Genomic DNA, 26,352 nt, shown 5'->3' with positions numbered 1-26,352 from the left:
TCCGCGTCTCCGGCGGCCGCGCATCCCGGGTCGTCTAGCGGAAGTTGACGAACTGCAGCGCGACGTCGAGGTCGGCGCCCTTGAGCAGGTTCATGGTGGCCTGCAGGTCGTCACGGCTCTTCGACGTGACGCGGAGCTCGTCGCCCTGGATCTGCGACTTCACGCTCTTCGGCGCTTCGTCGCGGATGAGCTTGTTGATCTTCTTCGCCGCATCCTGCTCGATGCCGTTCTTGATGCCGGCCTCGATGCGGAACTCCTTGCCGGACGGGTACGGCTCACCGGTGTCGAGCGAGCGCAGCGAGATGCCCCGCTTGATGAGCTTCGACTCGAACACCTCGAGGACTGCTTTGACGCGCTCCTCGGTGTTGGCCTTCATCAGAACCTTTTCGCCGCTCCACTCGATGGATGCGCCGACATTCTTGAAGTCGTAACGCTGCTCCACCTCTTTGCGAGCCTGGTTGAGGGCGTTGTCGGCCTCCATCTTGTCGACCTTGCTGACCACGTCGAACGATGAGTCTGCCATTCGTCGCCACCTTCCTGAGAGAACTACGGGTGCCGTGCGGCACCAGACAATTCAAACAGGGTCGGGCGGGAAACGGTTAACCTTGGCGTCGGCGTCCGATGCGTACCGCGAACGCATCCAGGGCGTCGAGCACATCCTGGTTGACCCAGACGCGATTCCGCTGTTTCGAGTTTCCCGGGGCGAGGACCCCGCGTTTCACCAGTTCGTCGAAACCGTTGCTCACGGACGGCTTGCTCAGGCCGGTGACCGCAACCGCGGTCGGGGAGTTGAGCACCGGGTACTCGATGGTCAGCCTGGCGAGTGTGCGCGCGGCAGCGTCGGCACGGAGACCGGCCAGCTTCTCGTCCCACGCCTCCTGAAACTCGGCGATGTCGCGCGCCAGGACTTTCGCGTTCTGGAGTGCGACCAGGGACGCCTCGGCGAAGACCTGGACGATCGGGCCCGGGTCGCCGCTGCGGTATGCGGTGAGCGCGTCGAAGTACGACTCGACGTCGGTCAGCAGCCCAGCGGACACGGGGACGGTCAGGTTCCGCAAGACACCGCCGTGCCGCAGCATCGCGTGCAGCAGTGCCCGCCCAGTGCGCCCGTTGCCGTCGGGGAACGGGTGGATGGTCTCGAACTGTGCGTGAGCGATGGCCGCGTGAGCGAGCACAGGGAGGTCGGCCCGGACCGCGAACCTGACCAGGTCGTCCATCGCGGCGTCGACGCGGTCGTGGTGGGGAGGAACGAAGCTGGCGGAGTGGGGGAGCCGCCCACCGATCCACACCTGCTCGCGACGGTATTGACCGGCCATGTCGGGGTGCGAGCCGCGGAGCAGCGCGTCCTGCATGGCGATGATCGACGCGTTCGAGATATCGTCGGCCAGTGCGAGAGCCGCCTCCATCGCCCGGACGTTGCTGACGATAAGCGGGGCGTTGCCGTCTGAGCGCTCGCCGATCGCCGCCTCGGCGATCGCGCGCGGACCGGACGTCAACTGCTCGATCTGCGAGCTCGACGCCGACTCCGTCCGCAGCAGCACGGAGGAGAACGGAGCGGGGAAGTCGCCCATGTGCGCGTCGAAGCGCACCAGCTCGGCCGTGGCGTCGTCGACGTCGGCGAGAATCTCCGGTGCGAGGTCGAACACTGCGCCGGCGATCTCGGGAACGACGGCAGCCTGGTAGGGCCGGCGGCGCTCGAGGTTCAGTCGACGCGACGACATCAGCGCCTCTTCGGGTGCGGGAAGCGTGCGCTCCTCGAATGTCACAGCGGTGCTCACCCTTACCTCCGACCTCGTCGTTAGTAAAGTTTAGCGGATAAGCCTTACTAACGACAGGTACGCAGTAAAGGTTGCGGCTGCTACGCCGTCTGCTGCAGTTCGGCCAGGTAGGTCACGTGGCAGCCGTCGCCGCTGCACTCCACGCACACTGTGATCTCTTCATCGTGCTGGAACGGGTCGGCGCCGGTTCCGTCGCACCGTTCGCAAATCTCCAACGTTCTCATGCCGACGATTCTGCGCCGCACCACCGACATTGCGGGCAGTGGATGCGGGGTGTCGCGGATCGGCCGACGCCGCCGAAGACTTCTCCTCCTGCGGTCGAACGGGAGGTGGTACGACGGTCCGACGACACGCCGCCGCGCGGTTCCTAGGCTCGGAGTCATGCGACTCACCTACGACCCGGAGCTCGACGTCGCGCACTTCCGCCTCGACGTCCCGACCGATCCGTCCCTGCCCGACCGTTCGGCCGTCCCGGATGCTCCTGCCGCTGGCGCTCACATCGATGCGGAGTTCGACGCGGCGGGGTTCCTCGTCGGGTTCGAGGTGCTCGGGGCGCACCTCGTGCTGCGGCCGGACGTGCTCGCGGCCGCGGAGCGGTCGAGCCGCGCGTAGCGGCGAGCGCAGGGCGCAGGGCGCCAAGCGCGTAGCGCGTAGCGCATAGCACCAAGCGACGAGCACTAGCGCGCCCCCGCACCACCCGCATCCACTGGTCGCACCAGCGGCAGGAAGATGGTGTCGACGATCTCCTCGATCGTCTCCGCCGGCACCGGCCGCAGGGTCATGATGGCGTCGTGCCGGAAGAGGTCGAACGGCAGCGTCGCGATGCGCGGGGTGAGGCGTGCCGGGTCGATCTCTCCGCGGTCGATGCCGCGCTGGATGACGGTGTCCACTCTGGTCGTCCGTCCGCCGATGAGCACGTCGCGGAGGTCGGAGAGGCTCGTTCCCGTCTCGGCGAAGTAGCCGCCGAGGTGGACGCTCATGGCGGCGGCGAAGCCGATCCTGGTCTCGTTGGCCGTGGTGAGGAGGGCGATCAGGTCGCCGCGGAGGCTGCCCGTGTCCGGCGTCGCCGGCTGGTCGCGCAACCCTGCGCGTGCGACGGCCGCCCTGACCAGTTCCTGCCTGGTCGGCCAGCGGCGGTAGACGACCGGGCGGCTGGTCTCGGCGCGCGCCGCGACCGCGTCGATCGTGAAGGCCGCATAGCCGTGCTCGACGAGCTGGTCCCAGGCGGCATCGAGGATCGCGTTCTCCAGTTCGGCCCCTCGGCGTCGCCGGGCGGGTGCGTCCGCCTCCATGGTCGGCTGCTCAACAAGATCCATTTGCGTATCTTATCGCGTCGACCTATGATCTCGATAAGATACAGTCGCGTACCTTAAGGAGACATGGTGACCGAGAAGTCCAAGCTCGACCCCGGGGTCGTTCGCATCGCCGTCGTCGTGATCGTCGGCGCGCTCGCCGTGATCTTCGACACGACCATCGTCAGCGTGGCCCTGCACACGCTCGCCACCGACCTGCACACCTCGGTCGACACCATCCAGTGGGTCAGCACCGGGTACCTGCTGGCGCTCGGCGTGACCATCCCGATCGTCGGCTGGGCGCAGCAACGGATCGGGGGCAAGCGGCTCTGGATCATCGCCCTCGCGATCTTCCTGCTCGGCTCCGTGCTCTGCAGCCTGGCGTGGGATGCGCCCAGCCTGATCGCCTTCCGTGTCGTGCAGGGCATCGGCGGCGGCATCATGCTCCCGCTCATGTCCACCCTCGTGATGCAGGCGGCGCACGGCCAGAACCTCGGCCGCATCATGTCGGCGGTGAGCCTCCCCGCCGTGCTCGGCCCCATCCTCGGCCCGGTGCTCGGCGGCCTCATCCTCAGTTACCTCGACTGGCGCTGGCTGTTCTGGGTCAACGTCCCGTTCTGCGTCGTCGGCATCGTGCTCGCCATCCGGATGCTGCCCCGCGACGCCCTCGGCCCCCGGCCGAGACTGGACTGGGTGGGGCTGGTGCTGCTGTCGCCGGCGGTGGTCGGCCTGCTCTACGGTCTGTCCAATGTGAGCAAGGACGGCGGCTTCGGCCGCGGCGACGTGCTCGTGCCCCTCATCGCCGGAGCCCTGCTGCTCGCGGCCTTCGTGCTCTGGGCGCTGCGGCGCGGAGAGGGAGGGCTCGTCGACGTGCGGCTGTTCCGGCACCGCCCCGTGGCCTCCGCCTCCACGCTGCTCTTCCTGTCCGGCGCTTCGCTCTACGGCGCGATGCTGCTCCTTCCCCTCTACTTCCAGGAGGTCAGGGGAGCGGATGCGCTCGGAGCTGGTCTGCTCCTGGTGCCGCAGGGCATCGGCACCCTGCTCAGCCGCACGACGGCCGGACGACTCACCGACCGCCTCGGCGCACGCTGGGTGTCGATGGCGGGCTTCGCGATCGTCGGTATCGCGACCGTGCCGTTCGCCTTCACCACCCCCACCACGAACGAGTGGATGCTCATGGCCGCCCTCTTCGTGCGCGGTTTCGGGCTCGGAGCCGTCACCATCCCGTTGATGGCGGTCGCATTCATCGGACTGGAACGCAGCGAAGTGCCGCACGCAAGCATCCTGACCAGGATCACCTCGCAGCTCGGCGGTTCGTTCGGCGTCGCGCTTCTGGCCGTGATCCTGCAGGGCGCAGCGGTGGGCGCCACGTCGCTGGACGGAATCGCGGACGCGTTCGACCAGGCGTTCTGGTGGGCGGTCGGGTTCACCGTGCTGGCGATCGGGCTGTCCGCTCTGCTGCCAGGACGCCCGGCCGCGCAACCCGCCGCAGCAGCGCCAGAGCAGACGGCGCCGCTCGCTCCGGCGCAGGCCGCGGCATCCGGAGATATCCCCCTCCGGTAGGGGTGCCGGGGTACCCCCGGGTGACGCGCTGCGGCATCCCGTCTCCCTAACGTCGGATACGGGCGGAAACCTCCGTCCGTATCCGAGGGGAGCACGGGATGGACGCACTGAACGAACTGATCGCGCAGGCGGTGTCGTCGCCGTGGATCTACCTGCTGGTCGCCGCCGTCGTCTTCGTCGACGCGTTCTTCCCTCCGGTGCCCAGCGAGTCGGTGGTGATCGCGGCTGCGGCGGCGAGCATCACGCTCGGCCAGCCGAACATCGCCATCATCGTCGCCTGCGCCGCCATCGGCGCGATCGTCGGCGACAACGTCACCTTCGCGATCGGTCGCGGTGTCGGGCTCACCCGGTTCCGCTGGATGCGGAGACCCAGGATGCAGGCGGCCCTCGGCTGGGCCCGCGACGGCCTCGATCGCCGCGCCGCCGTGCTGCTGCTGACCGCGCGCTACATCCCGGTCGGACGGGTCGCCGTGAACCTCGTCGCGGGAGCATCCGGGTTCTCGCGTCGCCGATTCTTCGGGCTGTCGGTCCTCGCCGGTCTGTCCTGGGCGGCGTACAGCGTTACGGTGGGACTGCTCGCCGGGCACTGGCTGCACGGCAACCCGCTGCTCGGGATGCTCGCGGGCATCGCGATGGGACTCCTGACCGGTGTGCTGCTCGACGCGGGGATGCGGTTCGCAGCCCGGCGGCGCGCGAAGCATGCTGCGGCGGCCGCGCCTGCCGCGGTGCTGGATGAGGTCGACGCCGCGGAGACGCGGCCGGATGGAGTGCTGGTGTGCGCGGACGGACCAAGGAGATGACGATGACGGCCGAACACCCACCGCTGCGCACCAGGCTCGACGGGATGCTCGTCCTCCTCTGGGGGATCGGCTCGACCGCCGCCGTGGCGATCCTGGCGCTGACCTCGTCGCTGGGTTCGACGCTGTACGGCATCCCGGTGGTCATCGCTCTCGGCCTCGGTGTCGCTCAGGCGGCGTCGATCGTGCTGGCGATCGTCTCGCCGCGCCTTGCCGTCGTGATCTCGGTGGTGACCCTGGTGGCGGCCGGATTCGCCTCCGTGCCGGACGGCGCGAGCCCGTGGCCCGTCGCGGTGCCGACGATCGTCGCCAGCGCGCTGGTGCTGGTGATCGCGACGCTGCGCTCCGACTGGCGCGTCGGCCTGGTCGGCTGGGCGGGCGGCGCCCTCGGCAGCATCCTGGTCGCCCTGGTCGCAGCCCGGCCGCCTGCGACCTCCGGCGCGATCACCGCCGACCTCATCGTCTTCTGGTCGATCACCGCCGCCGCGATGCTGGGCGCCACGCTCGTCGTGAACTGGCAAGATGTGCGCCGCCAGCTGCTCAGGGAGCAGCAGATCTCCGCCTCCGAGCTGACGCGCCGCGAGATCGCGGAGGAACGCACCCGCATCGCCAGGGAACTGCACGACGTGGTCGCCCACGGCATGTCGGCCATCCAGGTGCAGGCGTCGAGTGCCAGGTACCGCATCCCGTCGCTGAGCGAGGAGGCCGCGGAGGAGTTCGACGACCTCGCGGCCACCGCGCGTGCGGCGATGGGCGAGATGCGCACGCTGCTCGGTGTGCTCCGGAGCGAGGACACGGTGGTGGAGACGGCGCCGCAGCCGGGGGTCGGCGAGATCGCCGGGCTGGTGGCGCGCGCATCCCGAGCCGGTGGGGCCGTGCGCCTGGACGACCGGGTGGCCGCACAGGACGTCGCCGCCCTCGACCCCGCCGTGTCGCTGACGGTGTACCGCATCGTGCAGGAGGCCCTCAGCAACGTGGCCAGGCACGCGACGGGCGCATCCACGGTCGTGACGCTCGACCGCAGTGGGGACGCCCTCGACGTGTCTGTGCGCAACGAGCGCGCGCCGGGGCGACCGGCCTCCGCACCGGCTCCGGACACCGGAGGACACGGCATCCGGGGGATGCGCGAGCGCGCCGCGCTGCTGGGTGGCAGTCTGGAGGCGGAGCGCACGGACGACGGCGGTTTCGTCGTCCACGCGCGCATCCCCGTCCTGTCGAGAGGAACAGTATGACCATCACCGTGCTCATCGCCGACGATCAGGCGATGGTGCGGGCCGGGTTTGCCGCCATCCTCGACGCGCAGGACGACATCACGGTGGTCGGCCAGGCGGCGGACGGCGAGGAGGCGGTCACGCTCGCCAGGCGGCTGAAGCCCGACCTCGTACTCATGGACGTCAGGATGTCGGGGATGAACGGCATCGACGCCACCCGCGAGCTCATCCACCCGACGGGCAGAGGCGAGCCGCACCAGCCGCTCGTGCTCGTCCTGACCACGTTCGACGCCGACGACTACGTGCACGAGGCCCTCTCGGCCGGTGCCAGCGGCTTCCTCCTGAAAGACGCGACCCCCGGCGACCTGGTGCAGGCGGTCCGCATCGTGGCGGCAGGGGATGCGCTGCTCGCCCCGCGCGTGACCAAACGGCTCCTGGAACGCTTCGCCGCCCAGCGCCCGGCCGGAAGCAGGCACGCGCTGCAACTCGCCGACCTCACCGAGCGGGAGCGCGAGATCCTGGTGCTGATCGGACGAGGCAAGTCCAACGGCGAGATCGCGGCGGACCTGTTCATCGCGGAGCAGACGGTGAAGACGCACGTGAGCCGCATCTTCAGCAAGCTCGGGCTGCGCGACCGCGTGCACGCGGTGATCCTGGCGTTCGACGCCGGGCTGGTGGAACCGGCGCCGTAACGGCGGTGGACCCTGCCGCTGGACCCCTGCCGCTGGACCCCTACCGCGGTAGGGGGACGGGTTGGCTCCCCGGGCGGACGACCGCCGGCCGAGCCCGCTGAGAACCTTCCGGAGACGGCCCACAGGGGGCCGGACGGAAGGGGAAACCTATGTCGGTCTCGTTCGCGCCGGAGGCGGTGCGGGATGCCGCGAGCGGCACAGCGCGGAGTCGGGCGGGTGCGGCCGCGGGTGGCGGTGCGGGTGCTCGTGCGGGCGCACGGGATGCGGCGGTCGACCTCGCCAGGGCCGCCTGCCTCGTGGTCGTGGTCCTGCTGCACGCGCTGATGGTCGGCGTGAGCGTACACGACGGCGCACCCGTGCTCGAGAACGCCCTCGACGGCTGGGCGGGCCTCCCCGCGCTCACCTGGCTGGCGCAGGTCATGCCCCTCTTCTTCGTGCTCGGCGGGTTCTCCAGCTTCCTGCACTGGTCCGGGATGCGCGCCGGCGGCACGACGCCCGCCGCCTACCTCGCCGGCCGGATGCGCCGCCTCCTTCTCCCTGCAGCCGCCGCCATCGCCGCCTCGGCCGTGGTCCTGGCGGTGCTGACGCTGTGCGGTGTTCCGCCGGAGCTGGTCGCCGTCGCCGGGTTCCGGCTGAGCCAGCCGCTCTGGTTCCTCGGCGTGTACGTGCTGTGCACGGCGGCGGTGCCGGCTCTGGTCGCCGCGCACAGACGGTTCCCCGTTGCGACGGTGGCCGTGCTGGCGGCGCTCGCGGTCGGTGTCGACGTGGTCCGCGCATCCACTGGCGTCACGGTTGTCGGCTTCGCGAACCTCCTCTTCGTCTGGCTGCTGGTGCAGCAGCTGGGATTCTGGCTCGCGGACGGCACCGTCTCCGGCCTGCAGCGCCGCACGCTCGTCGCGCTCGCCGCAGGGGCGACGGCCACGCTGTTCGTGCTCGCGGCGACCGGGGTGTACTCCTTCGACCTGCTCGCCAACCTCAACCCGCCCACGTTCGCCCTGGTGCTGCTCGGCGTCTCCCAGCTGGCACTGTTCTCCCTGGCAAGACCCACCCTGCGCAGGCTCGCGGGCAACCGGATGCTCTCCGCCGTCGTGCAGGCCGTCAACGCCCGTGCGATGACGATCTACTCCTGGCACATGCTCGCGCTGATCGCGCTCGCCGGGCTGCTCCTGCTGTCCGGGGTCTCGCTGCCGCAGCCGCTGACGCCGGACTGGTGGGCGACCCGCGGGATGTGGCTGGCGGCGGTGGGCGTCGCGGTGGCCGCGCTGGTCGCGGTGGCTGGGCGCGCGGAGGCGGGGCGTGGTGGTGGGCGGCGTGGAACGGCGGGGCGCGCGACGGCTGGTGGTGGCGCGGAACGTGCGGCGCTGCGGCCGGGGGTCGCCGCGCATCCCGGGCTGGTGGCGCTGTCTGTGGCGTGCGGTTCAGGCGGGGTGCTCGTCGTCCTGCTGGCCGGGGCGATGGTGGCCGGGTGGGTCACCGGATGCGCGCTCGTGGTCGGCGCGCTCGCGCTGGCGCGTGCGGCGGCGAATTCGGAACGGGCGCACGCGGCGGCGGCGCCCGGGTCGCGGATTCTGCCGTGAGCAGAATCGTGCGGAGGTGCGGGCGCGTCGGCGGGTGCGCGCCTAGGCTGGCGGACACGTCGACGGACGAGGAGGGGACATGCTGCTCAGACATGCGATCGGGGCCGTGCTCCGGCGGCTGAGGCTGGAACGCGGTGAGACGCTGCGTCAGCTGTCCGAGACGGCCAGCGTCTCCATCCCGTACCTGTCGGAGATCGAGCGCGGTCGCAAGGAGGCCTCCTCCGAGATCCTCGCCACGCTGTGTCGCGTCTTCGACATCAGCGAGGGCGAGCTGCTCACCCGGGTCGCCGCCGAGTTCGCCACCGCCGACCGCGTCGGTCTTCGCCCCGTCGAGACCCGTACGGCCGCGCCGGTCCGCGAACTCGCTCCCGCGGGAAGCGGCAGCGGCGCGGGCGCCTTCGGGCCCGGCATCTCCGTCGACCTCCGCCTCGCCGACCTGCTCGACGCGCAGCCCGCCGACCTCCGCATCGCCGAGCCCCCGCAGGACGGGCCGGCCGCGGCGGTACTGCTGGCCGCCTGACGCATCCCGCATACGCTGCGCATCCCGCGCATCCACCGGTCGGTGCTGCGGCGCCGTCTCGTCCTCCACCTCGACGTGCAGCACGGTTCAGCCTTTCGGCAGCGCGCGGGTCGACCCGACGACGTGGTCGACGAACCCGTAGGCCAGCGCCTCGTCGGCCGTGAACCAGCGGTCCCGGTCGCCGTCTTCGAGGATCTGCTCGATCGGCTTGCCCGTCTGCACGCTCGTGAGTTCGGCCATGCGCTTCTTGAAGTACAGGATCTGCTTCGCCTGGGTCTGGATGTCCGCCGACGTCCCCCCGAAACCACCGTGCGGCTGGTGCATCACCACGCTCGCATTCGGCAGCGCATACCGCTTGCCCTCCGCGCCGGAGGACAGCAGGAACTGCCCGGCCGACGCGGCGAAGCCCAGCGCGACCGTCGCGACGTCGGCCTGCACGAAATTCATCGTGTCGTAGATCGCGAACGCCGCGGTGATCGAGCCGCCCGGCGAGTTGATGTAGAGGTAGATGTCCCGCTCCGGCTCGATCGAGTTGAGGATGAGGAGCTGGGCGCAGATCTCGTTGGCCGAGTCGTCGGTGACCTCGCTGCCGAGGAAGACGATCCGCTCTTCGAGGAGGCGTTTGAAGATCAGTTGGTCCGGTGTGTTGTCCGTCATGGTGCTCATGCGCCCATCCTGCGGAGGGATGGCCGCCGAGCGCGAGCGTTTCTGCCCGGCGCGAATCTGCCGACGGCAGAGGCGGGCGCCGACCCTGCCACGCCCGGGAACCGGCTGGGCGTGCGCTGATTTCGTCTGCGGGCGTTGGAACAGTATTCTTGTCGAGCGCCTTCGATCACGAGAACACTGGTGGTCGGGAGCGCCAACGGCGAGTTACCCAAGCGGCCAAAGGGATCTGACTGTAAATCAGCCGGCGTAGCCTTCGGGGGTTCGAATCCCTCACTCGCCACATCAGTAGAGACAAGAGCTCCCGCGCGACTGCGGGAGCTCTTGCTTGTCTTTACTCGGCTTGTGTGCAGGGGCGCTCGCGAGCAAGGTCGCGACAGCGTCCGTTGCCTGCCTCTTGGCGTCACGCAGGAGGTGACCTTGAAGGTCTACCGTCACGGGTAGCTCTGGACCGTGCATCGCGCTCCCATGAGGGCGTGAAATTGATTCAATAGCGGGTCAACTGTGCCACATTACAGATTGCACGCTTGCCCGCAGGAATTTGAACAAAAACTACGTGACAAACAAAGTGGGAGACATGAACGACCACAATGTCAAAAACAACAATGGGGACAACAACACGCATAAGCGCGCGGACAACGACGGAAACGCCAGCGTAGCTACTAGAAAACTACTCGAAAGAACTAGAAGCGGAACTACATCGGAAACTACCGCAGAAACTCAACGATTTGACGCACCCCGCAACATCAACAGGTAACTACTCGAAAACCCTACGCTTGAAACTATGACAGCCAACCAGGTCGACAGAGCACTCGCTTCGGGAATCGACGAAGTGGGGAACAAACTGCTCGCCTTGGACGAAGATCAATGGTTCGACCGGAAATCTATCCGCACTGACGCCAAAACAATCGCACCAGCAATGGTGGCGTTCGCAAACGCCGAAGGCGGCGTCATCGTCGTCGGGCTCCACGACGGGAACGTCGAAGGAATCAGACAGTACCCCAAACGGCTCAACGAACTTCAGCAGGCCGCAATGGATTTCACTGTTCCCCCAGTCCACGCCGTCGTCGAGCAAGTCATCTGCCGAAGCTCGCAAGGGGAAACTGATGCACTCATCGTCATGCGAATCGACTCAAGCGAATCCGTGCACGAGCTCAAGAATGGAGACTGTTACCTCCGGGTGGGCGATGAATCCCGCAAACTCCGCCATGACCAACGACGGGAGCTTGAATTCGACAAAGGGCAAAGCCAGTACGACGGAATGGCTGTCCGGCCCCAAACCGCCATTGAGGACCTCGACCCGAAGCGGCTCGAGATGTACCGGAAAGCCACCAACGCTTCAAACCCGGTCGGCCGACTTCTAAGAGCACGTGGTCTACTCACACGTGAAAACCACGTCACAAACGCAGGCTTCCTCCTCTTCGCCGACCACCCACAAACTCAGTTCCCCGAAGCGTACATTCGTGTCATTAAATTCGGATCAATCGAACGCGGGACAGGCTCCCGACTCACTATTGAAGACGAACATGACTACCGAATCGAAGGGCCAATCCCGGACGCGATCGCAAAGGCCGCCTCCATAATCGAACCGCTCATCCCCAGGCGACGAGCGTTGCGGGAATCCGGGCGCTTCGAATCCGAGCCCATCGTGCCACGCGACGCGTGGCTCGAAGGAGTCGTCAACGCGGTCATTCACCGGTCATACTCACTCGCCGGAGACCACATCCGCGTCGAAATCTACCCGGACCGAGTCGAAATCGAATCTCCAGGACGATTCCCTGGACTGGCGGACCCGAACCATCCTCTCGACGTGAGCCGCTTCGCAAGAAATCCGCGGATCGCCCGTGTCTGTGCCGACCTTGCAATTGGGCAGGAACTCGGGGAAGGCATCAAACGTATTTTCGAAGAGATGCGCAACTCGGGGCTGACCGATCCGGTTTACACGCAAGGGCAAGGCAGTGTTCGCCTTAAGCTGCAGGCGGTCGCCCGGCTCGACCGGCACATCCTCGAACGGCTCCCATCTCGGTCCGAGCAGGTTCTCGCCGTGCTACGCGCGGCCGACCGCGGCATGGGCACCGGCGAAGTCGCCGAAGCGACCGGGATGAGTCGACCGACGACCAAACAACGTCTCGACGCTTTACGCGAGGAAGGACTTGTAACCTGGCAAGGGAAATCCCCGCGAGACCCGCGAGCATTGTGGAGCGTACCCGAACTGCGTTGATCGGGGGCATGACGTCACCTGGGAAATAACGCGTTCGTGCATCGGGGTCGACCACGTTTTCGTCGACCCACCAATGTGTGAACGGATGTGCGCGCACAATGCCCTGCGCAAGACCGGACGAGCAATCGGCAGCAGCTCAGATGAGCGGGAATTCTTAACGCGACCAAAGTAGACCGCACTGGTTGGACCCTGGCCACTGACTGTAAATCAGCCGGCGTAGCCTTCGGGGGTTCGAATCCCTCACTCGCCACATCGCTTGAAAGCCCCGGTCTGGGTGACCGGGGCTTTTCTCGTCAAACGGATCAGGCCGGGGTCTCGAACGGCGGCTCTCCGCTGCGGAGGTCTTCGTCCGACTCGCGGATCGCGTGACGCATCGCGGCCTCGGCGCCGACGGTGTCGCCCGCCTCGACAGCTTCGAGCACGCGACGGTGGTCCGGCACGGGGTCGAGCCATCCTGCTCCCGGATGGTGCTGGATGCGGTTGCGGGCATCCAGAGCGTGGACGACCACCGTGTCGAGCCGCATCAGGAGTTCGTTGTGGGTGGAGCGCAGCAGGCGGAGGTGGAAGTCCAGGTCGGCGGCTGCCAGACGTTCCACATCGTGGCCGGCCGCCTCGAACTCGGCGAACGAGGTGCGGAGCGCGGCGATGTCGTCGTCGTCCCTGTACTCGGCGGCCAGGCGCGCTGCTGCCGGTTCGATCACGTCGCGCAGCTGTGACAGCTCGGAGAGCAGCCGGTCGTCGTCACGGCGGGCGGCGCGCCTCCACATGATGACGTCGCCGTCGAGCAGCTTCCAGGAGTCGCGATTGTTGACGATGGTGCCGCGCCGCGGCCAGGAGTCGATGAGCCCCTTCTCCCTGATCACCCGCAATGCCTCCCGGATGGCCGTCTTGCTCACGCCGAGTTCGGGCTCCAGTGCATCGAGATCGATGCGCGTCCCGGGTGGGTAGTCGCCACGGACGATTCTCAACCCGAGCTTCTCGACGAGTTGGGCGTGCAGATCAGCCATGAGTGCGACCCTATCCGCCCCTGACTGCGTTCTGAGGCTTATTTGCGTTTAGACCTATTGTTAGTATTATTACTAATTGCACACCAACCCGCCAATCGCACCGTTTACGAAGGAGTAGACCATGCACGCACGTTCACGACGCAGCGCACGGATGATCGCCCTGGTCGCCGGCATCAGCGCGAGCGCCCTCGCTCTCGCGGGATGCTCGTCCTCCTCGGGAGAGCCGTCTGGCTCCTCCGGGAAGCCGAGCCCGGCGACGATCACCTTCGCGGCATCGACACTCGGCGACCCCGGACGCGGTCCAGGGCTGCAGAAACTGCTCGACGAGTACAACTCCAGCCAAGATATCGTCACCATCAAGCCGGCCTCCGTTCCGTATCCCACCTTCGGGCAGACGGTGCTCACCCAGATGGGCGGCGGCGAAGGCCCCGACCTGGTGCGCTTCGACATGCCCGAGTTCGAGGCGGCAGCGGGATCGCAGCTGCTCGAACCCCTGGACGACCAGATCGACGCGAAGAAGCTGGACCTCATCGCGGCGCCGGACAAGTACCTGACGGTGGACGATCACCGCTATGGCGTCGTGTTCGAGGACGCGAACTACGCGATGTTCTACAACGCCGACCTCATCCCCGAGGCACCGAAGACGTTCGACGAGTTCGTGCAGACGGCCAAGAAGCTGACGGCCGGCGACACGTACGGGCTCGCCTTCCGGCAGACCCAGGCCGAGGAGGCCGGTGTCTGGCAGGACATCTTCAACTACGTGCTCGGGTTCGGCGGCAACTGGTCGGACGGCAAGAAGCTCACGATCGACTCGCCGAAGGTGGTCGAAGGTCTCGAGGCGTACCAGAAGCTCTACGACGACAACGTGATCCCGAAGGGCGCTGACGCCGCGACGTTCCGCAAGATGTTCGCCAACGGCAAGGTGGGCATAGAGCTCAACAACGGCGGGTACGTCACCGCGACGACGGCGGCGAACCCCGACCTCAACTTCTCCGTTGCCCCCATCCCGTTCCCGGTGAAGAAGCAGGGCGCCCTCATCGCCCCGATCGTGGTCAACGCGAACAGCAAGCACAAGGATGCCGCCCTGGACTTCATCCACTGGCTCCTGAAGCCGGCCCAGCAGGTCAAGCTGCAGGAGGTCCTCGGCGCGAGCAGCGTCGCCACGCCCACCGAACGAAGTGCGGCGAGCCTCGAGAAGTACCCGTTCCTGCCGGTGCTCGACAGCCTGACCGACACCGGTGTTCCGCAGATCGTCGTCGGGTTCGGCGCTCAGACTCCGGACCTGCGACACATCATCGTCACGCAGGTGCTCACCGCGCTCAAGGGTGAGAAGGACATGAAGACCGCGATGCGCGACGCCCAGAAGCAGGCGGAGGAGCTGGTCGGCAAATGAGTGGCACGACCTCTGGGACCGCGCGTGGGCGCGCGGTCCCCGGGGCCGCGCCGCACCCCACGGCACCGCCCCCATCCTCCGCGTCGCCGAGCCGCCGCCGTCGCAGGCGCGTGGTCGGCAGCCCGTGGACCCCGTACATCTTCCTGGCGCCCGCCGCCGCGTACATCCTGCTCTTCCAGCTGGTCCCGCTCGGCCAGGAGGTCTGGCTGAGCTTCACCAGGACGACGCTGCTCAATCCCACCGCGAGCGTGTGGGTGGGGCTCGCGAACTATCTGTCGGTGTTCGCCGACCCCGACTTCCGTCAGACTCTGCTGACCACCGCGATCTACGTGATCGCGTGCGTCGTCGGCGCCGTGGGTCTCGGCCTGCTCGTGGCGCTGCTCCTCAACGGACGGTTCCCCGGTCGCGCCGTCGCCCGCTCGCTCGTGACCGTCCCGTGGGCGGCGCCCGGCATCGCCGTCGCGCTGATCGCCACGTGGATGCTCAACCCCCAGTACGGCATCCTCACCAAGCTGCTGCGCGCCATCGGGATCGATCCTGGACCGAGCGGCGTGCTCGACAACTCGCAGATGGCGCTCACGGCGATCCTGATCACGACGATCTGGCAGCTCGTCCCGTTCGTCGCCGTTGTGCTGCTGTCCGCGATGCAGTCCGTGCCGCAGGAACTCGTGGAGGCCGCATCCGTCGATGGAGCAGGGCGCTGGACCGTGTTCCGCGTCGTCACCTGGCAGGTGCTCAAGCCGACCATCGGCCTGCTCGTGGTTCTGATGACGATCTGGTCGCTGCGCCGGTTCGAGCTCATCTGGCTGATGACCAGGGGAGGCCCGCTCGGGTCCACCCGCACCCTGGTGATCGACCTCTACTCACAGGCGTTCGAGTCCAAGCAGCTCGGCACCGCCGCCGCCATCGGCATGGTCGGCATCGTGATCGCGCTCATCGTCATCGTCGGCGGCCGGCTGGTCGTGCGCGCGGCAGGAAAGGAGTCATGATGCGCACCACGCGATTCGGCGTCACCGCCAGGATGCTCGCCGTGCTGATCGTGCTCGGTCTGGCGATCTTCCCCATCTACTGGATGTTCGTCACCGCGCTGACGCCGGACAGCGAGCTGTTCGGTTCCGGCACGAACCTGCTGCCCGACCTGTCGAGGCTCGGGGTGTTCGCCGACGTCCTCGAGAACGGCGAGGTGCTCGGCTGGCTCCTCAACAGCCTGATCGTCGCCGCAGGCACGACCGTGCTCGCGATCGGCCTCGGCATTCCGCTCGGATACGCACTCTCGCGGTTCGGCTTCCGAGGGAAGGTCCTGATCGGGCTGCTGCTGCTCTTCACCCAGATGCTGCCGGAGGCGCTGCTGGTGGTGCCGCTGTTCTCCATCTTCCGGCGGTTCGAGCTGCTGAACTCCCTGCACGGCCTGATCCTCGCCGACACCGCCTTCGCGCTTCCGGTGGTCGCGCTCATCCTGAAGGGCGCCATCGACGGGGTTCCGCGGGAACTCGACGAGGCGGTGCGGGTGGATGGCGGCCGACCGCCGACCATCCTGTTCCGCATCATCCTGCCGCTGATCGCACCCGCGATCGCCGCCGCCGCCGTCATCGCGTTCTTCAGCGCGTGGAACGAGTACGTCTTCGCCGTGACCTTCGTCTTCGACAAGGGTCTTCAGCCCGCGTCCGTCGGCGTCGCGGGGTTCATCGGCGAGCAGGACACCTCGATCCAGAGCATCATGGCGGTCGCGCTCCTGTTCACGCTGCCCGCCGTGGCCTTCTATCTGTTCGCACAACGCTACGTCGTCAGCGGTATGACCGCCGGCGCCGTGAAGGGATGACCGCCCGATGAGAATCACCGCGATCGACACCGTCCTCGTCGATTTCTACCGCACCAATCTGGTGCTCGTGCTGCTGCACACCGACGAAGGGATCACCGGCGTCTCCGAGGCGACCCTGGAGGGCCAGGAGCTCGCCGTCGTCGGCGCTGTGCGGCAGCTCGCCGACCGCCTGATCGGGAGGGACCCGACGCGCATCCAGCAGATCGTGTACGAGCTCAACCGCGACTCCTACTGGCGCGGCGGCCCGGTCTCGATGACCGCGCTCAGCGCGATCGAGCTCGCACTCTGGGACGTCTCCGCCCGCGCTCTCGGCGTGCCGGTGCACCGGATGCTCGGCGGCCAGACCAGAGACAGGGTGCGCGCCTACGCCAACGGCTGGTTCTCCAGCGCACGCACTCCGGACGAGTTCGCTGCTGCGGCGGTGGCCACGGTCGCCCAGGGCTTCCGGGGGCTGAAGTGGGACCCGTTCGAGGCGGTGGACCTCACGGTCGGGCGGCTGGACCTGGAGCGGATGCTCGAGCCGGTCGCCGCCGTGCGCACTGCCGTCGGCGACGACGTCGAGTTGTTCATCGAGGGCCACGGGCGGTTCGACGTGCCGACGGCCATCCGGGTCGCCAGGGAGCTGGAGCAGTTCCAGCCGGTGTTCTTCGAGGAGCCGAGCCCGCCGGACAGCATCGACGCCCTGGTCGAGATCCGGTCGAAGTCGCCCGTGCCGATCGCGGCGGGCGAGCGCTGGTTCGGCCGCAACGCCTTCCTGCCCGTGCTGCAGAGGGGTGCGGTGGACTTCATCCAGCCCGACGTCACCCACGCGGGAGGCCTGCTCGAGCTCAGCTTCATCTCGACGCTCGCCGCCGCGCACTACGTGCCGTTCGCCCCGCACAACCCGTCCGGACCGCTCAGCACTGCTGCCACGCTCCAACTCGGGGCGGCCATGCCCAACTTCCGCTACCTGGAGATCATGGCGGTCGACGTCCCGTGGCGCAGCGACATCTCGAACGAGGCCGTGCAGCTCACTCCGGAGGGCGACATCCTGATCTCCGACCGGCCGGGATTCGGCATCGACCTGAATCTGGATGCCATCGCCGAGCATCCGTACTCGCCGCATCCCATGAGGATCTTCGACGACGCCGTCGCCGACATCCGGCCGGCGGATGCACGCAGCTATTTCAACCTCGACCGCGTTCCGGCGGTCTGACGAAGGGAACACCATGCAGCTGTTTCGAGCGGCGGACGGTCGTGTCATGACGGAACGGGACGGGGTGGTCGCGACGGTCGCCGTCTCGTCGTTCGCCGACCTGCTCAGCCGCCCGGTGGAGGAGATCCGCCGGTTGGTCGATGACGCAACGGACCACGACGGCTCGCGAGCGGACCTCGAACGGTGCGCGCCGATCGACGGGCGCACCGAGGTCTGGGCGAGCGGGGTGACCTACCACCGGTCGCGCACCGCGCGCATGGAGGAGTCCTCCGACCCGGACATCTACGACAGGGTGTACGAGGCGGAACGTCCAGAGCTGTTCTTCAAGTCGGCGGCCTGGCGGGTCGTGGTCGACGGTGAGCCGGTGGCGATCCGCGGGGACTCGACGTGGGACGTTCCTGAGCCGGAGCTGGCGGTCATCGCGAACCGATTCGGCGAGATCGTCGGATACGGCGTCTGCAACGACATGAGCTCGCGCTCTCTGGAGGGCGAGAACCCGCTCTACCTGCCGCAGGCCAAGGTGTTCGCCGGCGCGTGCGCCGTGGCGGCGACGATCCGTCCGGCGTGGGAGGTCGACGCGAGGGACCTCGCCGTCCGGCTGTCGATCGAACGGGATGGCGCCACCGCGTTCGCGGAGGAGACATCGACGGCGAACCTCGCCCGCACGCCGGAGGAGCTGGTGGAGTGGCTCTTCCGTGCGGAGAACTTCCCAGACGGCGTCTGGCTGTCCACGGGGACCGGGATCGTGCCGCCCGACGACTTCACCCTGCGCGAGGGCGACGTGGTGACCGTGACGGTCGACGGCGTCGGGACGACGACGAATCCTGTCGCCACCGGGCGGGCGGCGTGGACCTATTTGGAGAGACGATGACAGCGACGGACGAACTCGACCGCACCTGCGAGGCGGCTGCCGCAGCGGCGGCGCCGTACGCGGCGACGCCCCCCGGCGTGCGAGCCGCTCTGCTGAGCGACATCGCCGACCGGCTGGACGCCGACAGCGCCGCCCTGGTCGCGCTGGCCGAGGAGGAGACCCACCTGAGCGCCGCCCGGCTCACCGGCGAGGTGGCGAGGACCACGGGGCAGCTGCGCTCCTTCGCGCGGCTGCTCGGCGCCCCCGCGCCGGTCGTGGTGGACCATCCGGACGGCTTCCCCGAGCTGCGGCGCTATCTGGTGGCGCTCGGGCCGGTCGCCGTGTTCGCCGCGAGCAACTTCCCGTTCGCGTTCAGTGTCGCAGGTGGGGACACGGCTTCCGCGCTCGCCGCCGGGTGTCCGGTGGTCGTGAAGGCGCATCCGGGGCACCCTGCACTGTCGATGGCGACGGCGGCGCACATCGCGGCTGCTGTCGAGGCTGCTGGATTGCCGTCGGGTGTGTTCGGTCTGGTGGACGGGTGGGAGACGGGGCCCGCGCTCGTGCAGCATCCGGTGATCGCCGCCGTCGGATTCACGGGGTCGACGGAGGGCGGACGGGCGCTCTTCGAGCTGGCAGCGGCCCGACCCGCTCCCATCCCGTTCTACGGCGAGCTCGGCTCGGTCAATCCCGTCTACGTGACCGCCGAAGCAGCGCGGGCACGACTGGCAGACATCGCGCAGGGATTCGTCGGTTCGTTCACTCTGGGTGCCGGCCAGTTCTGCACGAAGCCCGGTCTGGTGTTCGTGCCGGACGCTGATGCGTTCGCCGCCGCGGCTGCTGCCGCCCTCGGCGACGTCGCTCCGGCGGCGATGCTGAACGAGCGCATCCGCGACGGGTACGAATCGCTCGCTCCGCGCTACGAGGACCACCAGGGCGTGCGGGTGGTGCGGAGGGGCGGCGCGGACGGAGACGCCGTCGAGCCGAGCCTGTATGCGACAACCGCCGATGTGTTCCTCGCCGACATCGACGAGCTCGGCGCCGAGCGTTTCGGCCCGAGCGCGCTTATCGTCGGCTACCGAGACCCTGGCGAGCTCTCCACCATCGCGCGCGCGGTCGGAGGCACGCTCACGTCGACCTTCCAGGCCGAGTCGGCCGGCGACGACGGGCTGGACGTTCTTGTCGCCGAGGCCATCCGCCACAGCGGCAGGCTGGTCTGGAATGGGTGGCCGACCGGCGTCGCCGTCTCCCCGGCGATGACGCACGGAGGGCCGTATCCGGCCAGTACGGCGGCGGCGAGCACGTCAGTCGGCACAGCGGCGATCGACCGGTTCCTCCGGCCGGTGACGCTGCAGGGGTTCCCCGACGACGCGGATCCGGTGCGACCGGCCATCTGATCGTGGCGTGCCCATCCGGCACCCCACGTCTGTCAGGCTGTCCTCATGCCTTCCAACGCCGAACTCCGGGATATCGCACTCACTGTCGCGCGTCGCGCTGCCGACCTCGCCCACCTGCGGCGGTCGGAGGGGGTGGAGATCGCCGCATCCAAGTCGTCGCTGACCGACATCGTGACGCGTGCCGACCGTGAGGTGGAGCACCTGGTGCGGGAGGCGATCGCCGCGTCTCGGCCGCGGGACGGGTTCCTCGGGGAGGAGTCGGGCGGCGGTGAAGGGACGAGCGGGCTGACCTGGGTTGTCGACCCCATCGACGGGACCGTCAACTACTTCTACGGCATCCCCGCCTATGCCGTGAGCATCGCCGTGGTCGAGGGCGACGCGGACCCGCAGACCTGGACCACCCTCGCGGGCGCTGTGGTCAACCCGGTCAGCGGCGAGGCGTTCACGGCGGCGGCGGGCGGGGGAGCGCGGCTGAACGGCAGGGAGCTGCACGTCAACGGGGATGTTCCGCTCGAACTGGCGCTGGTCGGCACCGGGTTCGGCTACGACGCCACGATCAGGGAGCGCCAGGCGGCGTTCGTCGCGCAACTGATCGGTAAGGTGCGGGATGTTCGGCGCATCGGCACCGCATCCCTCGACCTCTGCAATGTGGCGTCCGGGCGGCTGGATGCGTACTTCGAGCGCGGCCTGAACCCGTGGGATCATGCGGCGGGGGCGCTCATCGCGCGGGAGGCGGGGGCGGTCGTCGGCGGGCTCGGGGACCTGCAGGCCGGAGCGGAGTTGCTGGTGGCCGCACCGCCCGCGCTGTACCAGAAGCTCAATCCACTGGTTCAGGAGTACTACTCGGCCTGGCGCTGAAATACCCATGTGTTCGCATCATTTTTGCTGAATGGCTTGGGAAGTCGGTTACACATTCGTTACATTGGGAGGGTTGTCTTGCCGCCGCGCAAGAGTAATCCCCTGTGAACGTCTGAGAAAGATCGAAAGCCGACTATACCGTTGACTCCCGACCGCCTGAACTCCCCGGTGCCCCAGCGCCCGGTCGACGTGTCGGCGACTCCGGATGCGGTTCCGCTCACCCGGCGCGCGTTGCGCGAGCGCGAGCGGATGCTGGAAGCCGGACGCCGTGGGGCGGCGGGGCCGACGCGCGCGACGCCCGCTGCGCGCACCTCACCCACCTCCCGCTCCCGCAGGGGCCTCAGCGCCGTCGCCCTGACCTTCGCCGTCGCGATCGGCGTCGCCACGTCCGTCCCTGCCATGGCGCTGCTCACCGAGGAGGATGTGCGCGCCCAGGCCATCCAGGCGCAGCAGGTCGCCCCCGCCGCCCCGTCGGACGGGGTCCAGGGGTTCGCGGCTCCCGCCCAGCAGGGCGTCGCATCCATCGTCCGCGACGGCATGCAGGTGAGTTCGCGCGAGAAGGTGGCCGGGCTGCGTTCCATGCGCATCGCCGACACGTTCACCAACAACCCGGCGGGGGCCGTGCAGTGGCCGTTCCCGCTCGGGGTGCCGATCTCCGACTGGTTCGGGCCGCGCGCGGCACCGACCGAGGGCGCATCCACGAACCACATGGGCATCGACTTCACGCCGGGGTCCGGGGTGCCCATCCAGATCATGGCCGACGGCGTCGTGCGCGAGGTGGTCACCGGCGACAACGGCGGATGCGGCGTGAACGTGACCATCGACCACATGATCGGCGGTCAGCTGGTGAGCAGCAAGTACTGCCACATGCAGTCCGGGTCGGTGCGCGTGAGCGTCGGTCAGCAGGTGAAGGTGGCGGAGACTGTCGGCCTCGTCGGCAACACCGGGGTCTCCACCGGCGCGCACCTGCACTTCGAGATCCTGCTCGACGGCACCCGTCAGGTCGACCCGTACGCCTGGCTCACCGCCAACGCCTCCTAGCGTCCTCCACAGGCAGGCGCGGCTAACGGCGAGATGCCAGCAACTGTCGCGAAACGCCCGGGAGGCGGCGCAGTTACTGGCATCTCGTGTAATTAGGCGCGCAACCAGACCGTGGTGTCCTGGGGGAGCGTGCGGCCGCTGAGCGGGGCGCTCGCGAGGAGCACCTCGCCGTCGGGGAGCGCCACCGGCGCGGAGCCCACGTTGGCCACCACGAACACATTCCCGGAACGGAATGCGAGCACATCCTCGCCCAGGTCGGCCCACTCGAGCGTGCCGAAGGCGAGGTCGTGCTCGCGGCGCGCCGCGAGGGCATCCTGATACATCGTCAGCGTCGAGCCGGCGACGCCCTCCTGGGTGTCGCGCGTGTACGACGCCCAGGATGCGGGCTGCGGCAGCCAGCTGGCCGCGCCGGGCCCGAAGCCGTAGGACGGCTCCGTGCCCTCCCATGGCAGGGGCACACGGCAGCCGTCGCGGCCGTATCGCTCGCCGTTGGTGCGGAACCACGTCGGGTCCTGGCGTGCGGAGTCCGGCAGGTCGATCGCCTCGGGAAGGCCGAGCTCCTCGCCCTGGTACAGGTAGGCCGAGCCGGGAAGCGCCAGCATCAGCGCGGTCGCAGCACGGGCGCGGCGCAGCGCGAACGCCGTGTCCGGGATGCCCGTGGACTTCGGCCCGATGCCGTGGCCCTGCAGGTTCTCGCCCTCCAGGGCGAGGCGGGTGGCGTGGCGGACGACGTCGTGGTTGGACAGCACCCAGGTGCTCGGCGCGCCGACGCTTGCGAAGACGGAGATCGAGCGGTCGATCACCGTGCGGAGCGCCGCCGCGTCCCACGGGGTCTCCAGGTAGCCGAAGTTGAAGGTCTGCTGCATCTCGTCCGGGCGCACCCAGCGGGCCAGCTTCTCCAGCGGCTCGACCCAGGCCTCGCCACAGAGCACGCGGTCGCCCTCGTACTCCTCGAGGACCTTGTGCCAGTCGCGGTAGATGGCGTGCACCCCGTCCTGAGCGAAGTACGGGGGAGTGGGCGGCTCGCTGGACGCGTGAGCGCCGATCTCGGGTTCGAGGGCGACGCCGCCCATGCTGCCGGCGTTCGCGGGAGGCGTGTAGTCGGGGAGGCCGGCCTCCTTGACCATGCCGTGCGCCACATCCACGCGGAAGCCGTCGACGCCGCGGTCGAGCCAGAAGCGCAGGATGCCGCGGAACTGCTCCCACACCCACGGGTTCTCCCAGTCGAGGTCGGGCTGGGACTTGTCGAACAGGTGCAGGTACCACTGGCCGGGGGTGCCGTCCGGCTCGGCGATGCGCGTCCAGGCCGGGCCGCCGAAGATCGACTCCCAGTTGTTCGGCGGGAGGTCGCCGTTCTCGCCCTTGCCATCGCGGAACATGTACCGCGCGCGCTCCTCGCTGCCGGGGGCGGAGGCCAGCGCGGCCTGGAACCAGGCGTGCGCGCTGGAGCTGTGGTTGGGGACGATGTCGATGATGACCCGCAGTCCGAGGCTGTGCGCGCGCTCGAGCATCGTGTCGAAGTCGGCGAGCGTGCCGAACAGCGGGTCGACGTCGCAGTAGTCGGCGACGTCGTATCCGCCGTCGTTCTGCGGCGAGGTGAAGAACGGGGACAGCCAGACCGCATCCACGCCGAGACTGCGGAGCGCGGGGAGGCGGTGCGTGATGCCGGGCAGGTCGCCCATGCCGTCGCCGTTCGCGTCGGCGAACGAGCGCGGGTACACCTGGTAGATGACGGCGGAGCGCCACCACTCCCTGCCGGGGCTGCTCGGCGCGAGGGCGGTGCCGGGTGCGGCGCCCGTGGATGCTGCTGGGGTGGATGTGCGCTGCTCGCGCGACGATGCTGGGGACGTGATGACGATCACCTGTCTCGGAAGGGGGATGGGGTGGTTTCGGGCGATGGCGGCGCTGGGGACGGGCCGATCGACAGGGCGGTTCCGCTCAGTGTGCGGGCGGGACGGCCGTGCTGCTTCTGACGATCAACTCGTATGGGACCGGAATCGTGGCGGCATCGTCGGCGCTCACGGACATGGTAGCCGCCTCCGCCTTTGTGGACGATGGGGGCTGCGCCGAGGGCTGCAGCGACCGCATCAGCAACTCCACCGCCTGCTCGCCCTGGCGGTCGGGGAACTGGGCGACAGTGCTGAGGCCGAAGAAGTCGGACAGGTCGTGGTCGTCGATGCCGATCACCGAAACGTCGCCCGGCACGGTGAGCCCCAGGTCGCGGGCCGCGAGGATGCTGCCGATGGCCATCTCGTCCGACGCGGCGAAGATCGCCGTCGGCCGGTCGTGCGGGGCTCCGAGCAGCTGCTTCGCCGCGCCGTATCCGCCCGCGATGGTGAAGTCGGCCTTGCGGTAGAGGGCGTCCTCGGCCGGGATGCCCGCCGAGGCGAGTGCCCGCTCGTAGCCGAGCCTCCGGTTGGTCGGGATGTGGAAGTCGAGGTCGAACTCGTGGCTGCCGCCGATGTGGCCGATCCGGCGGTGGCCGAGCGCGATCAGGTGCGCCGTGGCGAGCTCCGCGACGGCGACGTCGTCGATCGTGAGCGACGGCACCCCGCGCAGCGGCCCTCCGACGCCGACGAGCGGCTTGCCGATGCGCAGCAGGCGGCCCACCTCGTCGTCGGTGAGTTCGAGGGAGACGGCGATGACCGCATCCACGCGTTGCCGCAGCAGATGGTTCTCGAACACCGTGCGCCGCTCGTCGCCGCTGCCGCTCAGGTTGTAGAGCGTGAGGTCGTATCCGCGGCGCAGCAGCGCGCGTTCAGCACCCTCGATGACCGAGCAGAAGAACCAGCGGTTGAGGTGGGGCACCACGGCACCGACGTTCTTGGTGCGACCGGATGCGAGGCTCGACGCGTACGAGGAGACCACGTAGCCCAGCGTGGATGCGGCCTCAGCCACCCGCGCCCGCGTTCCCTCCGAGACGTGCGCGTTCCCGCTGAGCGCCCGGGAGACGGTCGCGGTGGAGACTCCGGCGAGACGCGCGACGTCTTCGATGCCCGCCATGTTCTCCTCGCCTTCGGTCGCTGATGATCCTAGCGGCGCCCGGGACCGGGTGCGCGAGGATCGTGCAAGCGTTTCCATGATCGAGCGATCCTATGCGTGCAGCATCGCTCGCGCAAACTCGGGAGACCCGTAACATCCACGTATTCTCTGCGCTTGCAAACGACGCAGAAGTCGGGTAACAATGAAAACGCTTGCAGCATTCCAACGAAAGGCACACCAATGACGGTGAAACCCCGCACCCTTCTGACCGCAGGCGCGGTCGCCATCACGGCGGCGCTCGCGCTCGCCGGATGCTCGGGAGGAGCCGGCTCCTCCTCGACGTCCGGCTCTGAGAGCAAGACCCCGTTGACCGTCTGGGTCGACGCAGACCGGGCCAAGGTGATGAAGGACGCAGCGGCCTCCTTCACCAAGGAGACCGGCGTGAAGGTCACTCTCGTGCAGAAGGACTTCGCCAAGATCCAGGACCAGTTCGTCGCCCAGGTCCCCACCGGCAAGGGCCCGGACATCACCATCGGCGCGAACGACTGGACGGGCAACTTCGTCACCAACGGCGTCGTCCAGCCCATCGAGCTCGGCGACAAGGCCGCCGGCTTCGAGAAGGTCGCCGTCAGCGCGATGACCTACGAGGGCAAGACGTACGGCCTGCCGTACTCGATCGAGAACATCGCGATCCTGCGCAACACCGCGCTGGCCCCTGAGCCGGCGTCGTCGTACGCCGACATGGTCTCCAAGGGCTTCGTGGTGCAGGTCGGGCCGCAGTCCGACCCCTACCACCTGTACCCGTTCCAGGCGTCGTTCGGCGCCCCCGTCTTCGGCACGGCCGCCGACGGCAGCTACGACCCGAAGAAGCTCACCATCGGTGGAGCATCCGGTGATGCTTTCGCCGCCTGGCTCGCCGAGCAGGGCAAGGCCGGGGTGCTCAGCACGTCGGTGACCGGCGACATCGCCAAGGAGAAGTTCAACTCCGGCAAGGCGCCGTACTTCCTCACCGGTCCGTGGAACGTCGCAGACGCGGAGAAGGCGGGCATCAAGCTGGCCGTCGACCCCATCCCCTCGGTCGGCAGCGCGCCCTCCGCACCGTTCGTGGGCGTGCAGGGCTTCTTCGTCAGCTCCAAGACGAAGAACAAGCTCGCCGCCAACGACTTCCTCACCAACTACATCGGCACCGAGAAGGTGCAGACCGCGCTCTACAAGGTGGGCGCTCGCCCGCCGGCGCTGACCGCGGCGTTCGACAAGGCGGCCAGCGACCCCATCATCGAGGGCTTCGGCAAGGTCGGCGCCTCCGGAGAGCCGATGCCGAACATCCCGGCGATGGGCAAGGTGTGGCAGTTCTGGGGTGTGACCCAGGCCGCCATCATCGACGGCAAGGGCGACCCGGCCGCGCTCTGGCAGAAGATGACCACCGACATCCAGACGGCGATCGCCCAGTAACCGGATGCGCGTCCCGGGCGGTCAGCAGACAGGACGGGGAGCCACCA

General features: G+C 68.6%; 25 protein-coding genes and 1 tRNA gene. 18 read left to right on the top strand and 8 right to left on the bottom strand.

The window, feature by feature from the left end:
- Positions 1 to 34 precede the first annotated feature (34 nt).
- From AC1ROC_RS14075 to AC1ROC_RS14065, 3 genes are all read right to left on the bottom strand, one after another.
- Positions 35 to 523, bottom strand: a complete 489-nt coding sequence (locus tag AC1ROC_RS14075; protein ID WP_085368739.1) for a YajQ family cyclic di-GMP-binding protein — start codon at positions 521 to 523, stop codon at positions 35 to 37.
- Between the two features lie 76 nt (positions 524 to 599).
- The gene (locus AC1ROC_RS14070) at positions 600 to 1,778 is read right to left on the bottom strand and encodes a Fic family protein (protein ID WP_493000881.1); all 1,179 of its coding nucleotides are present in this window, start codon (positions 1,776 to 1,778) and stop codon (positions 600 to 602) included.
- Between the two features lie 80 nt (positions 1,779 to 1,858).
- Positions 1,859 to 2,002 carry a hypothetical protein gene (locus tag AC1ROC_RS14065; protein ID WP_168688225.1) on the bottom strand — a complete coding sequence of 48 codons (144 nt, stop codon included), beginning with the start codon at positions 2,000 to 2,002 and terminating at the stop codon, positions 1,859 to 1,861.
- 157 nt (positions 2,003 to 2,159) lie between these two features.
- Here AC1ROC_RS14065 and AC1ROC_RS14060 point away from each other — a divergent pair, with 157 nt between their 5' ends.
- A complete protein-coding gene (locus AC1ROC_RS14060) occupies positions 2,160 to 2,390 on the top strand; it encodes a DUF2283 domain-containing protein (RefSeq protein WP_168688574.1) in 231 nt (76 codons plus the stop codon).
- A 65-nt stretch (positions 2,391 to 2,455) separates the two neighbouring features.
- Here AC1ROC_RS14060 and AC1ROC_RS14055 read toward each other — a convergent pair whose 3' ends face one another.
- The gene (locus tag AC1ROC_RS14055; protein WP_493000878.1) at positions 2,456 to 3,094 is read right to left on the bottom strand and encodes a TetR/AcrR family transcriptional regulator; all 639 of its coding nucleotides are present in this window, start codon (positions 3,092 to 3,094) and stop codon (positions 2,456 to 2,458) included.
- Positions 3,095 to 3,160: 66 nt separating this feature from the next.
- Between AC1ROC_RS14055 and AC1ROC_RS14050 the strand changes: the two genes are divergently transcribed.
- The 6 genes from AC1ROC_RS14050 to AC1ROC_RS14025 all read left to right on the top strand — a co-directional run bounded on the left by AC1ROC_RS14050 (position 3,161) and on the right by AC1ROC_RS14025 (position 9,430).
- Positions 3,161 to 4,633: an MDR family MFS transporter gene (locus AC1ROC_RS14050; RefSeq protein WP_493000876.1), complete on the top strand. Its 1,473-nt coding sequence runs from the start codon at positions 3,161 to 3,163 to the stop codon at positions 4,631 to 4,633.
- 98 nt (positions 4,634 to 4,731) lie between these two features.
- Positions 4,732 to 5,433 carry a DedA family protein gene (locus tag AC1ROC_RS14045; RefSeq protein WP_168688576.1) on the top strand — a complete coding sequence of 234 codons (702 nt, stop codon included), beginning with the start codon at positions 4,732 to 4,734 and terminating at the stop codon, positions 5,431 to 5,433.
- A gap of 2 nt (positions 5,434 to 5,435) precedes the next feature.
- The gene (locus AC1ROC_RS14040) at positions 5,436 to 6,662 is read left to right on the top strand and encodes a sensor histidine kinase (protein WP_493000873.1); all 1,227 of its coding nucleotides are present in this window, start codon (positions 5,436 to 5,438) and stop codon (positions 6,660 to 6,662) included.
- Positions 6,659 to 7,333 carry a response regulator gene (locus AC1ROC_RS14035; protein WP_434951485.1) on the top strand — a complete coding sequence of 225 codons (675 nt, stop codon included), beginning with the start codon at positions 6,659 to 6,661 and terminating at the stop codon, positions 7,331 to 7,333. The genes AC1ROC_RS14040 and AC1ROC_RS14035 overlap by 4 nt, the downstream gene beginning before the upstream one ends.
- Positions 7,334 to 7,482: 149 nt before the next feature.
- Positions 7,483 to 8,910, top strand: coding sequence for an acyltransferase family protein (locus AC1ROC_RS14030; protein WP_493000870.1), 1,428 nt, complete (start codon positions 7,483 to 7,485; stop codon positions 8,908 to 8,910).
- A 79-nt stretch (positions 8,911 to 8,989) separates the two neighbouring features.
- Positions 8,990 to 9,430: a helix-turn-helix domain-containing protein gene (locus tag AC1ROC_RS14025; protein WP_493000868.1), complete on the top strand. Its 441-nt coding sequence runs from the start codon at positions 8,990 to 8,992 to the stop codon at positions 9,428 to 9,430.
- Positions 9,431 to 9,517: 87 nt separating this feature from the next.
- On the opposite strand, the gene AC1ROC_RS14020 is transcribed toward AC1ROC_RS14025, so the two are convergent.
- A complete protein-coding gene (locus AC1ROC_RS14020) occupies positions 9,518 to 10,087 on the bottom strand; it encodes an ATP-dependent Clp protease proteolytic subunit (protein WP_493001224.1) in 570 nt (189 codons plus the stop codon).
- A gap of 207 nt (positions 10,088 to 10,294) precedes the next feature.
- Between AC1ROC_RS14020 and AC1ROC_RS14015 the strand changes: the two genes are divergently transcribed.
- Both AC1ROC_RS14015 and AC1ROC_RS14010 read left to right on the top strand, forming a co-directional pair.
- A tRNA-Tyr gene (locus AC1ROC_RS14015) sits at positions 10,295 to 10,376 on the top strand.
- Between the two features lie 501 nt (positions 10,377 to 10,877).
- On the top strand, positions 10,878 to 12,314 hold the full coding sequence (locus tag AC1ROC_RS14010; RefSeq protein WP_493000866.1) for an ATP-binding protein: 1,437 nt from the start codon (positions 10,878 to 10,880) through the stop codon (positions 12,312 to 12,314).
- A 302-nt stretch (positions 12,315 to 12,616) separates the two neighbouring features.
- Here AC1ROC_RS14010 and AC1ROC_RS14005 read toward each other — a convergent pair whose 3' ends face one another.
- A complete protein-coding gene (locus AC1ROC_RS14005; protein WP_179150739.1) occupies positions 12,617 to 13,321 on the bottom strand; it encodes a FadR/GntR family transcriptional regulator in 705 nt (234 codons plus the stop codon).
- Between the two features lie 121 nt (positions 13,322 to 13,442).
- Here AC1ROC_RS14005 and AC1ROC_RS14000 point away from each other — a divergent pair, with 121 nt between their 5' ends.
- From AC1ROC_RS14000 to AC1ROC_RS13965, 8 genes are all read left to right on the top strand, one after another.
- Positions 13,443 to 14,714: an ABC transporter substrate-binding protein gene (locus tag AC1ROC_RS14000; RefSeq protein ID WP_493000863.1), complete on the top strand. Its 1,272-nt coding sequence runs from the start codon at positions 13,443 to 13,445 to the stop codon at positions 14,712 to 14,714.
- Positions 14,715 to 14,824: 110 nt separating this feature from the next.
- Positions 14,825 to 15,703 carry a carbohydrate ABC transporter permease gene (locus tag AC1ROC_RS13995; protein WP_493000861.1) on the top strand — a complete coding sequence of 293 codons (879 nt, stop codon included), beginning with the start codon at positions 14,825 to 14,827 and terminating at the stop codon, positions 15,701 to 15,703.
- Positions 15,703 to 16,533, top strand: coding sequence for a carbohydrate ABC transporter permease (locus AC1ROC_RS13990; RefSeq protein WP_085368713.1), 831 nt, complete (start codon positions 15,703 to 15,705; stop codon positions 16,531 to 16,533). The genes AC1ROC_RS13995 and AC1ROC_RS13990 overlap by 1 nt, the downstream gene beginning before the upstream one ends.
- A gap of 7 nt (positions 16,534 to 16,540) precedes the next feature.
- Positions 16,541 to 17,728: a mandelate racemase/muconate lactonizing enzyme family protein gene (locus AC1ROC_RS13985; protein ID WP_493000859.1), complete on the top strand. Its 1,188-nt coding sequence runs from the start codon at positions 16,541 to 16,543 to the stop codon at positions 17,726 to 17,728.
- Positions 17,729 to 17,774: 46 nt separating this feature from the next.
- A complete protein-coding gene (locus AC1ROC_RS13980) occupies positions 17,775 to 18,599 on the top strand; it encodes a fumarylacetoacetate hydrolase family protein (protein WP_493000857.1) in 825 nt (274 codons plus the stop codon).
- Positions 18,596 to 19,972 carry an aldehyde dehydrogenase (NADP(+)) gene (locus AC1ROC_RS13975; RefSeq protein WP_493000855.1) on the top strand — a complete coding sequence of 459 codons (1,377 nt, stop codon included), beginning with the start codon at positions 18,596 to 18,598 and terminating at the stop codon, positions 19,970 to 19,972. The genes AC1ROC_RS13980 and AC1ROC_RS13975 overlap by 4 nt, the downstream gene beginning before the upstream one ends.
- A 45-nt stretch (positions 19,973 to 20,017) precedes the next feature.
- Positions 20,018 to 20,830 carry an inositol monophosphatase family protein gene (locus AC1ROC_RS13970; RefSeq protein WP_085368709.1) on the top strand — a complete coding sequence of 271 codons (813 nt, stop codon included), beginning with the start codon at positions 20,018 to 20,020 and terminating at the stop codon, positions 20,828 to 20,830.
- 141 nt (positions 20,831 to 20,971) lie between these two features.
- Positions 20,972 to 21,871, top strand: coding sequence for a M23 family metallopeptidase (locus tag AC1ROC_RS13965; protein WP_168688592.1), 900 nt, complete (start codon positions 20,972 to 20,974; stop codon positions 21,869 to 21,871).
- Between the two features lie 92 nt (positions 21,872 to 21,963).
- Here the strand turns inward: AC1ROC_RS13965 and AC1ROC_RS13960 are convergent, their stop codons facing one another.
- Entirely contained in the window at positions 21,964 to 23,724 is a 1,761-nt protein-coding gene (locus AC1ROC_RS13960) for a glycoside hydrolase family 13 protein (RefSeq protein ID WP_493001223.1), read from the bottom strand.
- 85 nt (positions 23,725 to 23,809) lie between these two features.
- The gene (locus AC1ROC_RS13955) at positions 23,810 to 24,874 is read right to left on the bottom strand and encodes a LacI family DNA-binding transcriptional regulator (RefSeq protein ID WP_493000852.1); all 1,065 of its coding nucleotides are present in this window, start codon (positions 24,872 to 24,874) and stop codon (positions 23,810 to 23,812) included.
- Between the two features lie 219 nt (positions 24,875 to 25,093).
- Between AC1ROC_RS13955 and AC1ROC_RS13950 the strand changes: the two genes are divergently transcribed.
- Positions 25,094 to 26,305, top strand: coding sequence for a sugar ABC transporter substrate-binding protein (locus AC1ROC_RS13950; RefSeq protein WP_168688594.1), 1,212 nt, complete (start codon positions 25,094 to 25,096; stop codon positions 26,303 to 26,305).
- The last annotated feature ends 47 nt before the right edge of the window (positions 26,306 to 26,352 follow it).

It is taken from the genome of Leifsonia sp. GW821-FHT13C05 (genome assembly GCF_058806515.1).
The sequence above is the reverse complement of the archived record's forward strand: the minus strand, read 5'-3'. Positions and strand labels throughout refer to the sequence as shown.